The 9,503-nt window shown below is 50.4% G+C and carries 9 protein-coding genes; 3 read left to right on the top strand and 6 right to left on the bottom strand.

Annotated elements, in window-relative coordinates:
- Nucleotides 1-197: 197 nt before the first annotated feature.
- Both HOK28_24830 and HOK28_24825 read right to left on the bottom strand, forming a co-directional pair.
- The gene (locus tag HOK28_24830; protein MBT6436338.1) at nt 198-998 is read right to left on the bottom strand and encodes a N(G),N(G)-dimethylarginine dimethylaminohydrolase; all 801 of its coding nucleotides are present in this window, start codon (nt 996-998) and stop codon (nt 198-200) included.
- On the bottom strand, nt 985-1,506 hold the full coding sequence (locus tag HOK28_24825; GenBank protein MBT6436337.1) for a hypothetical protein: 522 nt from the start codon (nt 1,504-1,506) through the stop codon (nt 985-987). The genes HOK28_24830 and HOK28_24825 overlap by 14 nt, the downstream gene beginning before the upstream one ends.
- A 153-nt stretch (nt 1,507-1,659) precedes the next feature.
- Here HOK28_24825 and HOK28_24820 point away from each other — a divergent pair, with 153 nt between their 5' ends.
- Nucleotides 1,660-2,838 carry a type II/IV secretion system protein gene (locus tag HOK28_24820; protein MBT6436336.1) on the top strand — a complete coding sequence of 393 codons (1,179 nt, stop codon included), beginning with the start codon at nt 1,660-1,662 and terminating at the stop codon, nt 2,836-2,838.
- On the opposite strand, the gene HOK28_24815 is transcribed toward HOK28_24820, so the two are convergent.
- Nucleotides 2,804-3,439, bottom strand: coding sequence for an NTP transferase domain-containing protein (locus HOK28_24815; protein ID MBT6436335.1), 636 nt, complete (start codon nt 3,437-3,439; stop codon nt 2,804-2,806). The genes HOK28_24820 and HOK28_24815 overlap by 35 nt on opposite strands.
- A 533-nt stretch (nt 3,440-3,972) precedes the next feature.
- Here HOK28_24815 and HOK28_24810 point away from each other — a divergent pair.
- Nucleotides 3,973-5,157 carry a pectinesterase gene (locus HOK28_24810; GenBank protein ID MBT6436334.1) on the top strand — a complete coding sequence of 395 codons (1,185 nt, stop codon included), beginning with the start codon at nt 3,973-3,975 and terminating at the stop codon, nt 5,155-5,157.
- A gap of 48 nt (nt 5,158-5,205) precedes the next feature.
- On the opposite strand, the gene HOK28_24805 is transcribed toward HOK28_24810, so the two are convergent.
- From HOK28_24805 to HOK28_24795, 3 genes are all read right to left on the bottom strand, one after another.
- Nucleotides 5,206-6,705 carry a dicarboxylate/amino acid:cation symporter gene (locus tag HOK28_24805; GenBank protein MBT6436333.1) on the bottom strand — a complete coding sequence of 500 codons (1,500 nt, stop codon included), beginning with the start codon at nt 6,703-6,705 and terminating at the stop codon, nt 5,206-5,208.
- 219 nt (nt 6,706-6,924) lie between these two features.
- Complete coding sequence (locus tag HOK28_24800) at nt 6,925-7,815, bottom strand: ADP-ribosylglycohydrolase family protein (protein ID MBT6436332.1); 891 nt, start codon at nt 7,813-7,815, stop codon at nt 6,925-6,927.
- An 84-nt stretch (nt 7,816-7,899) separates the two neighbouring features.
- Complete coding sequence (locus HOK28_24795) at nt 7,900-8,640, bottom strand: sulfite exporter TauE/SafE family protein (protein ID MBT6436331.1); 741 nt, start codon at nt 8,638-8,640, stop codon at nt 7,900-7,902.
- A 98-nt stretch (nt 8,641-8,738) separates the two neighbouring features.
- Here HOK28_24795 and HOK28_24790 point away from each other — a divergent pair.
- Nucleotides 8,739-9,503: hypothetical protein (locus HOK28_24790; protein MBT6436330.1), on the top strand; the 765-nt coding region annotated here is incomplete at its 3' end.

The following is a 9,503-nucleotide window of genomic DNA, read 5'->3' as shown; positions in this document are numbered from 1 at the left end:
TCCCGTCGTAATGCCCAATTTTAGAGGTTTTATCCTTTTATTAGCATCGATAAGCCTGGATTGAGCAGCGATGGGTTGGGCTTTGCGGTCCTGATCCAAGAGATTTCAGGCCAAATTGGGGGCCGGCTGACACGGTCCTCGGCCGGAAGTCTGGCTTTTCGGGTGCTGAGGCTTTTGAAGAACGAGCCTAGAGAGCCTCAAACAGTCCAGGAGTCAGGGGCCGCGATGCGAAGAGAAAGGCAGGTCAGTGCGCCGTCACCTTTATGAAGTTCAGTGACTTGAACGGTTTCAACGGGGTGGCCTCGCTGGCGAAGAAGCTTAGCTGTTTGCGGAGCATCTTCGGAAACGATGGTAACGTCGCCAAATACTAGAACGTTGGCGCCGAGAGGTTCCGGGGCAGCTAACCAAGTAAGGCTTAGGTCTGCAATCTCAAGCGGGTTCATCACGGCTGGGTCGTAAATGATGGTGCGGTTATCGAGAGCGGTCATCGCTGATTTTAAATGAAGGCCCTCTTTTACCTGAAGTGCGTGTGCTCGAATACCGTCGAGATGCGCGACTTCCTGAAGTTTTTCAAACCCTTGAATGTTGGTGCGTTGAGACAGTCCAACCAGAAGCTCGTTGCCCAGTCTCATAACGTCTCCACCATCTAAAAGGGCAGGCGCTTCGGTGATATGAAGAGTGCAAAATGGACGCAAAGCATCTGCAATGCCGCCCGTTTCCGCTCGCCGAGAAGGGGCACCAGGCCGGGTCACGAGTGCATGCGAATCAAGAACAACCGCTACATCTTCAATATAAACGCTGTCTGCGTGTCCTACGGGCACCGGGACGAAGCTCAAAGATTTGGAATGTTGCCTGAGAAGAGAAACATAACCTTCATGTTGGGCGACCGCTTTTTCTCGGTCGATGGATACCGGATCTTCTCGAAGGCAGGATGCAAAGTTCTCAGGCACGGCTCGTACGAGACAATGAACCGGATTTGAGGGTTTAGTCGAGCTCATCTTTTCTTCCTATTAATTCACCAGCTTCATAAACGAGCTCTGTTTCAAGGATACCGTCTCGGTCGTAAAGAGAGCGAAAGCCATGAATCTTCCCATCAACATATTGAATCTTTTCTTGAATCTTGCCCTGACGGTTCCAGCGTTTCCAAGTGCCCTGTTTGCGATTTCGTTCATATTTACCCTCGGTAATTTTTTGACCCGAGTCAGCCCATTGGGTGAATTTGCCTTCTTTTTGCCCGTCCTTGTAATAACCTTGATGTTGACGTTTGCCATTGGGCCACCAGTATCTCCAGGGCCCGTGGTTGGTGATGGCCTCTGGTTGGTCACTTGGGCCGGGGCGTCCACAATACTCTCGGTTACCAAACGGGGGGCGGCCACCATAGGCTTGTGCCCCTTTGGGACATTTAAGCTCTTTGACGGAGCTATCACTTGTACAGGCCCCTTGGACGAGAAGGGAGCCGAGGAAGGTGGCGATGAGAGCGCTGTATACGAAGCGATTTGGTTGCATAGCATGTCCCCGTTAGAAAGGATCTCAATAGGATAGCACTTAGAGCGAATTGAGCCGCGCTTCAAGTTGCTTTCACTTTGAGATGTGGAATTTCTGTGAGAGAACCGTGAGACGCAGTGTAGAAGTGGACCCTAATACGAAAGGAACGGCCCCATGAGCGCCGGAGCACCTGAACAAAATGATGTTGATGTCGTCCAATTGGTGAATCGCATGATTTTGCGGGCTCATCATGAAGGAAGCAGTGATATTCATATCGAGCCGCGTACCAATCGTATTCGCGTACGGTACCGCGTTGACGGTGTGTTGGTAGAGCGACCGCCGATCGCAGTTGGGCTTGCAGGCTCTGTTGTCAGCCGACTTAAGGTTATGTCGCAGTTGGACATTGCTCAGAAGCGTTTGCCACAAGATGGCGCCTTTGAAGTTCGTATTGGAAAGTTGATTGTTCCAATCCGGTTGTCGAGCTTTCCCACCGAATATGGAGAGAAGGTCGTTTTGCGACTCCTGTCTACGAGTCGAGATGTGCCTGATATTGCAAGCTTGGGTTTGAACTCTCATCATGAAAAATCTTTTCGCCGTATGGTGGCGCATTCCGAGGGTATGATTCTTGTTTGTGGACCTACGGGTGCAGGCAAGACAACGACAATCTATGCATTGCTTAAAGAACTCGAGTCGACTCAGCGCAATATTATGACTCTAGAGGATCCTATCGAGTACCGGTTTGACTCGATTATACAGGGGCAAGTTTACTCAAAAATTGGATTCGACTTTGCATCAGGACTTCGTTCTATTTTGAGACAAGACCCTGATGTGATCTTAGTGGGTGAGATGCGGGACCGAGAAACCGCAGAGATAGCTTTAAAAGCATCGCTTACAGGACACCTCGTCTTTTCGACGCTTCACACCAACGGTGCAGTGGATACCTTCGTTCGATTACTCGATATGGGTCTAGAGCGCTTTGTGGTGGCATCGGCCTTACGCGCTATTGTGAGTCAGCGTTTGGTGCGTAAACTGTGCCCCGGATGTGCACAGAAGGTTCCGATGAATCATGCAGCACGACAATTCTTTGGCATTGCTGAGGACGAAGAGCGCTTTTTGTACCGAGCTGTTGGCTGTGAGAAGTGTAACAAGACGGGGTTCTCTGGGCGAACTGCCATTATGGAAGTTTTGGAAATTGATGACGAGCTTTCAGATGTGATGAAGTCTTCAGAACTAAACCGCCGTGAGCTTAAAGCATTGATCCAGCAGCGTGGGATGAAGTCTTTACGACAGGTGGGTATGGAGCTGGTACTCCAGGGGGTTACGAGTATCGACGAAATTGCTCGGGTGACTTAACACCTAAGGCAGCAGCCTGTTCTGGAAGGTTGACTGAGATGACGACCCGGGGATCTGTGGTTGGCACTTCGCAGTTTTTAGAACCTTGGCTTTGAATAAACGTACCAAGGCTCATGCGGGTGGGTGTTTCAAGAAGACGCTTAAGAGCAGCAACGCCTAATAAAATGGGGTAACCCATGTGGGCGCCAAGTTTGGGGTAAGCAAGTTTATCCTCTGATTTACTAAAAGACTCGAGAAGGCTCTTGACGGTTTTGCTGTCTGCAAACGGATAGTCGATAGGCCAAAGTAAAACTCTTCCCGACGGCTGTACCATTTTGAGAGAATCAACAATCGTTTGAAGCTTGGATTGTTCAGGCTTAGCCACCGTTACCGAAATCGGCGCTGCACGGTATCGCTGTACAATGGGCTGAACGTCTTTTCGCGAGCATTGAAACGGGTCGTTATCTTCGCCTACTGCTATAATCAGAGCTTCACTTCCGCAGCTGCGAGCTGTGAGCGCGACTTTCTCTATGAACGTCTGACTGCCGATTCGCAGATTTGCTTTTGCGTAGCCCAATGCAGGTGATCTACCTGAGGCAAGAATCAAAGTAGTAATAGACATATTTTCCCCATGTGCCTCGATTCTTGAACCGAGTTCCCGAGCATCGGGCAGCAATTTAATCTACTTTTGCCGCCCAATTTCACATCCCTCCCCAGGGATTGATTGGGGATTAGTCCACGTGTTGCGCAAGCTGTCAAAAAAAATTCCAAAAATGGGACACGGTATTGATTGAATATGTCTTCTTTAATCAATTGATAAATTGGGTCATGTACCGTCGTTGCTTATGGGCCCTTGGTAGCTTTCGAACTCAGAGCGTGACAGGCAAAGCTTTGATAGTCGGGAGCCTGCGCGTGAAGCGATCCATTTTCTGCATCTCAGAAGTGCATCAAATCCATTGACCGCAAGGCCTCCACAATTGCTCAATACTTATGAAACAACTTTTTTTCATTAAGTGGCCGATAATATTCGGTTTTTTCAGTGTATGGGCATATCGGCGCAGGTAAGTGTGTCTCGCTTGCATGCCTACATTGAGCTTGGCATGTTTGATTCAGGACGTGCTGTGGGAACCACGACCAACAAACATGGGGGTTACCGTGAAAAATTCTATCCTTAAATTATCAATGTTAACTTGTGTCTTCAGCCTGACGATTGGCTGTAGCGCTGACGGGCTCGAAGACGATTCTGGGCTTGTAGGAGATAACACCGAGCAAGCAGCTGCTGACGAAGCATCCAATACAGACAACACGGGTGTGAACGAAAACTGGAATCCAGAGGTGATTACACGTGCCGATGGTTGGTTAGAAGTTCGACCAGGCGGAGACACTCTGTGCTCGCGCGGAACGGATTACGCTTACTTTGTTCGCCCCGGCGATCCTGAGAAAGTCGTGGTCGAGTTTCAAGGTGGCGGTGCTTGCTGGGACGATGTCACCTGTTCAGTTGCTGGTGCGATTTTCAGCGAAGACATCGAAGATACTCGAAGTGCTGTTGGTCTTTACCGCCAAGGTATTTATGACCACGACAATCCTGATAACCCGTTCAAGGGTTGGACACACGTGATGGTACCGTACTGTACGGGTGACGTTCACTGGGGCAATGCCGATACTGATTACGGAACGGGTGAAGATAAGTTTACCATTCATCACCGAGGCTATGTGAATGCCCTTTCGGCCATTGGCTGGGTGCAAAATGAGCTGGCTGAACCCGCTAAGATTGCAGTAACTGGCTGCAGTGCAGGCGGCTATGGCTCGATTGTGTGGTCTGCGTGGATGATGGAGAATTACCCAGAAGCAAAAGTACTGCAGTTCAGCGATTCCGCAGCAGGTATTATCACCGACCAATTCTTTGCGGACAGCTTTCCGCAGTGGGGCGTAGACAAGGCATTCCCGGCTTGGATTCCTGAACTGGATTTAAGTATCATTGACTACATGGACCTTGAGCTTGGTGATGTTTACGAAATCATCGGCAACCACTACCCGCAGAACCGCATTGCTCAGTACAACACCGTACAAGATAAGACTCAGGTCTTTTATTATGAAGCGATGAACGGTGACGGCGGTGGCAGCGGCTGGACTGAACGAATGGCGGATTCGGTTTTCAAAATCAAAGAAGCGACTCCAAACTTCAACATGTATATGGCTGGCGGCGACGTACACTGTACGATTCCAATCGGTGATTTCTACACCCGCGAAGTCAACGGTGTTCGCTTGGTCGACTGGTTGAGTGATTACATGGAAGACGATGCAGCTCCGGAAGATATTATCTGTGAGGACTGCCTCTAAGACCAATGACGTGAAGCTGTGGCGAGATGGCTCGCCGCGGCTTAAACGTTAGGTTTCCGCTAGCTCTTCGTCACCTTGAAAAGTCTCCGCAACAATAATTGTGACGGCTCCGTCACCTGCGACATTTGTTGCCGTTCGAAACATATCCAAAATTCTATCTACAGCTAGGATGATGCCTAAGCCTTCGAGAGGGAGGCCTACGGCATTGAGCACCATGGCCATCGTTACAAGACCGGCTCCGGGAATACCAGCGGCCCCAATGGCAGCTATGTTGGCAGTGAGAAAGATAATGATTTGCTGACCTATGCTGAGATCTATTCCGTAGGCTTGAGCGATGAATATGGCGGCCATGGCTTCGTAGAGTGCAGTGCCGTCCATGTTCACAGTGGCGCCCAGAGGAAGTACAAAGTTGGTGACCTTTTTATCCACGTGCAGGTTTTCTTCAAGGCATTTCATGGTGACGGGTAAAGTTGCGCTTGAGGAAGATGTGGAAAAGGCAAAAAGAATGGCGTTTTTCATGCCGCTGAAAAAAGCTAAGGGAGAGACAGTAGAGAAGGTGATGAGCATAATGGGATAGACCACGACAATTTGAAGCGTTAACCCCAAGACGACGGCCAAACAATACCACGCTAGATTCGTTAGGACTCCAATCCCGGATTGAGCCACCGTGGATGTGATGAGTGCAAAGACGCCCAGAGGCGCAAACTTAAGGAGGACGTTAACAATGACCATCATGGCATCGCAGGTGACACTTAAGACATCTACAACAGATTTAGACCGAGGCTTCAATTGGACGAGGGCGAGGGCAAAGAGCACTGCGAAAACCACAGTGGGAAGTATTTCTCCCTTGGCCATAGATCCGAGAGGGTTGGACGGAATGGCCTTCATCAAAGTTTCGACAGGACCATCCATATCCACATTGACGTCGGCTTTGGGTAGTTTGGGTTCAAGGTAAGCGATGTTGCGACCCGAGTCGTAACTTACATCCAGGCCACCTGCAGGATTTTTATCATCGCTCTGAATATTGACGGTATTTTTGGCTCGCTCGCCGTTACCATACAGAATCCAGTAAGTGATGGTCGAGCCTTCTTTGCGCGACAAGTCCGCAGGTATTTGAAGTCTTCTATCGCTGTCGGCTGAAACGTCTTGGCGAGCGTCGACACTTCCATCTTCGTTCCAGTCAATTTCGTAGCCAATAATTGTTTTGTCTTTGTTGATATCTGCACCGTCGCCGGGCCGGATCGTGTTGGCGACGACAAGACCGATAAAGACAGCGAGACCTGTGGTGGTTAGGTAGAATACAATCGTGCGACTACCTAGCTGACCAAGTTTGGTGTTCCCCATCCCGGCGATGGCTACAACGATTGAGCAGAAGATAAGCGGCACCACGACCATCTTTAAAAATGAGACGAATATCTCACCGATGATACCGATCCAGAGAATGTGTTCACCTAGTACCGCACCCATGACAACACCTAAGATCAGTGCGATGAGAATTTGAAGGTGCATAGCTACTTTTGGCTTCGAACCGGCGGTTTCGGTAGACACGCTTTTGTCCTTCTCGTTAGCTGCCACAGTCTTTCGAAAGTGCGCAGCGGTATCCTAGATGCAACGGCTCCATGGTATTTAAGGTACTCTTAAAAACTATCAGGGTTTGTAAGGGCGGCTCAAATCATCAATGGTGTCCTTGCCCCGCTTAGCAGGGCCCGGGATCTTGAATAGATGTGAGAACTTGTAGGTAAAGGACTGCGGGTGCGTGTTTCGAACTTACTGGATGAGGTCCCCAATGGGCTCTCTGGCCCGTAGCCAAGCTTCGGGGATCCCGGTTGAGCGGGCAGACATCGCGACGATGCCTCCAACCATGGCGCAGGTTGTATCTCGATCTCCCAGGCCGCTTACGGTCTTCCAAAATGCGTCTTCGTAACTGTGTAGATTGTTGGCGGCACACCAAAGTGCGAAGGGTACAGTATCTTGTGCTGATAGACTTTGCCCCGAGCCGACCTGCTCCGCGACGCTGTGAGGATCTGTCTGACCATCAATATGGTACACTGTGTTGATGCCATTGCGCGTTACACTTTCTGGAGTACGCAGTAAAACGTGCTTGAGAAAATCTGTGGAACTCATGTCTCGTCCATCCCCAACTTTTGTAGCAAGAGCGCTGGCGACAGCAATCGCGATTGTCCCTGCAATGGCCTCGCAGTGGGTATGGGTTGGCATGGCGGACGCCTGTGCTTCGTGAACGACTCGGCTGAGATCATCGGCGAAGAATGCACCCAGAGGTGCCACGCGCATTGCTGCGCCACTGCCATAAGAGCCCTGACCACCATGGCTGGCCAACGCTTTCTTCTGAGCATCTTCTCCGGTTGCTACCGCTTCAAGAAGCTCTGCGGTTGATGGTCCATAGCCCCGAGAAGTATCGTAGTGTTTTGCGAATGATTGCCCCAGGATTTGTGGGTCGATTTGTCCGGCCGATTGGAGAGCTGCAACGACCGAGATGGCCATTTGTGTATCGTCGGTATAACGCCAAGGTCCGGCGGGGACTTCACGACGTGCAATAGCACTCATGGCTTCTGCATTCGGGCCAAAAAATGTCTCTCCTAGAGCATCTCCGACGGAGAGCCCATTGAGTGAGAGATATGCGCGTTCGATTGAGTTCATACTTCCTGCCAGAGCTGGTGCCAGAGCCGTTAGCAGTATTTTACCGTTGTTAACGCTAGATGCCAGTTCGTCGCATTTCTGAGCTTAGCTGAGCAGCCATTGAGCCAAGTAGAGGATGCCCATCGCGAAGAGTCCAGCCATCACGAGGCTTCTGAATTTTTCCTGAGGCAGTTTTGTGGCGAGGTGATTTCCCAAGAGTCCACCGGCTAAAATTCCGGGTAAACAGATGGCTGTAATGGGCAGTGTTTGCTCGTTGATGAGGCCGATTTTAATAAGCCCCAAGCACCCCAGTATCGCGGTCGACATGAAGAAAACTTGAATGTTTGCCCGGAATTGGTCGCGTTCCCAGCCTACCAGGCTCGCATAAATGAGGATGGGGGGCCCAGCTGCACTGAAGGCCGCCCCGAAGATGCCTCCGAGCAGTCCGGCGAAGGCCGCAGGCACTGGATGTTTTGCCCACTGCATCTGTCCGAACTTGGTTGCAGAGGAAACATAAACAATGAGTATGATCCCCAGAAAAGCCTTCATCCAAGTGTTGGGCCAATGCTCCAAGACCCATATCCCGCCCAATATCCCAACGGGCATCGGCAGCAGCAGATATTTGATTTCGTTGAACTGGATATGGGCTCTTAACTTATAAGTGAGCATAATCGTTAGGATAACGCCCATAGGGCTGAGCACCCCAACGGCGTGGCTGATGTTCCAGAGCAGTGGCAATAAAGCCATCGAGACCAAACCCGAGCCAAACCCCGTAACACCCTGAACTGCCGCCGCGAAGCTCACGATTAAGAATGGTATGACCAATTGGGTAAAATCGAGTTCCATGTGAGCTCCATTTAGCACTTATTTAAAGGAAATACGCAACACCGAAATTTTGGCGCCGATAACGATGTGTACCCAGAGAACCACCATCGGAGATGAAGATGCCGACCATGACCCATCACTTACCCCGTTTGCCAGTGCAGCCAGCTCGAATCGACGTACCCCCACGGGTAGAGGCTGAAGCCAGCTTTGGAGACCATGTTGAAAACGCCGTGTTCGATGGTTTGGACTCAGTGTTCTCCGGCTTGAGCAGTCTGGGTTTGGTAAGGCCAACGGTTGAGGCCGGGCTTAAGTTGGTTGCCAGTGGCAATGATAACGCTTGGTACCACGCTATGGCGGACCATGCGGGAACGATGCTCGAAGCAGAATATGCTGAACGCGGCACTCGAAAAACTTATGAAGAGCGAGTGACTGAATATCTAAGTGAAGCCAAAGCGGGTGGAAGATTCACAGCTGGGCTGAACGAGAAAACAGCTTTTCATAATGCGAATTTTGTTAAAGAGCTCGAAGAAGTTGGTGACGCGAAATTCGTTGGCGGTAATCAGGTAGAATTTTTAATCGACGGCCCGCAGTCTTTTGAAAAGCGAGCGGAGCTTATCGATAACGCAAAAGAAAGCATCCACCTTTTAACATGGACGATCTATGACGATGGTACGGGGCGAGACTTAGCAAACCGATTGGCCAAGAGAGCCCGCGAGGGACTGGATGTTCGAGTCATTGTGGACCGCAACATTGCGGCCCGTGGAGAACACATCGAGACTTTTAAGTTTATGGAAGACAACGGCGTGAAGTTGATTCGCTGGGAAGATCCAGACCACGTGCAGTGGGGCAACCACTGTAAAATGATGGTGGTTGATGGAGTAGAG

The sequence above is a fragment of the Deltaproteobacteria bacterium genome (genome assembly GCA_018668695.1).
Taxonomy (GTDB): domain Bacteria; phylum Myxococcota; class XYA12-FULL-58-9; order XYA12-FULL-58-9; family JABJBS01; genus JABJBS01.
This window is presented reverse-complemented; position numbering and strand designations above follow the sequence as displayed.